Origin of the sequence: Synechococcus sp. BA-120 BA3 (genome assembly GCF_034931285.1) — a bacterium.
Taxonomy (GTDB): domain Bacteria; phylum Cyanobacteriota; class Cyanobacteriia; order PCC-6307; family Cyanobiaceae; genus Cyanobium.
In genome coordinates this window covers 1-648 of sequence record NZ_JAYGHZ010000230.1, presented here as the reverse complement: position 1 = coordinate 648, position 648 = coordinate 1, and the positions used below count along the sequence as shown (strand labels likewise).

Below are 648 nucleotides of genomic sequence, written 5' to 3'. Positions count from 1 at the left end.
GTCCACATAGACGACGGAGACGCCATCCGGCCTGGACTCCAGGCCGCGCTTGAGCCGTTCCCCCTCGTTTCTGCCGATGGCGACGACCGCGATGGTTTTCGCGCCCTTCATGGGGCCCTCCGGCAGGTCGATGGCCGGGCCAGACCGGGCCACGCCGCGTCGCCCCCGGCTGTCGCCCAGACGCAGTCCGCAGGCAATGCGCCTACCTGCACTGGTCATCTCCCTCTTTCGGTTGCTCGGTCGCTCGCTCCGTCCGCGTCCAGGCCAGCTGCCCGCCCTTGACGATGCGCAGGTACACCGGAATCTTCCACAGCACATACACAGGCAGGCTCAACAGCGCAGCGACACCGAGCCAGCGATGCCCCGCCAGCATCCAGTTGATGAGCACCGAAACGAGCGCCACGATGAGCGCGGTCGCAAGGACTGCGAAGGCTCCCCATTGCCCGGTCCACCATCCGACGATCCCGAGCACGATGGCAACCGCCGCCGACAACATCAGCAGCAAGGCGAGAGGCGGCACCAGCAGGTGGAGGCCGAGCTGGAACAGCTTGCGGTTCTGCCTGCGGATCCCGTTCAACAGCGATTGCGCCGCAAAGGCCCTGGCAATGGCCACAAAGCCCGCTTCCCAGCGAGTCCGCTGGTCGAGCG

General features: G+C 67.0%; 1 protein-coding gene. It reads right to left on the bottom strand.

Going from position 1 to position 648, the window contains the following annotated elements:
• Positions 1 to 202: 202 nt before the first annotated feature.
• Positions 203 to 648: hypothetical protein (locus VB737_RS07470; protein ID WP_500312276.1), on the bottom strand; the 446-nt coding region annotated here is incomplete at its 5' end.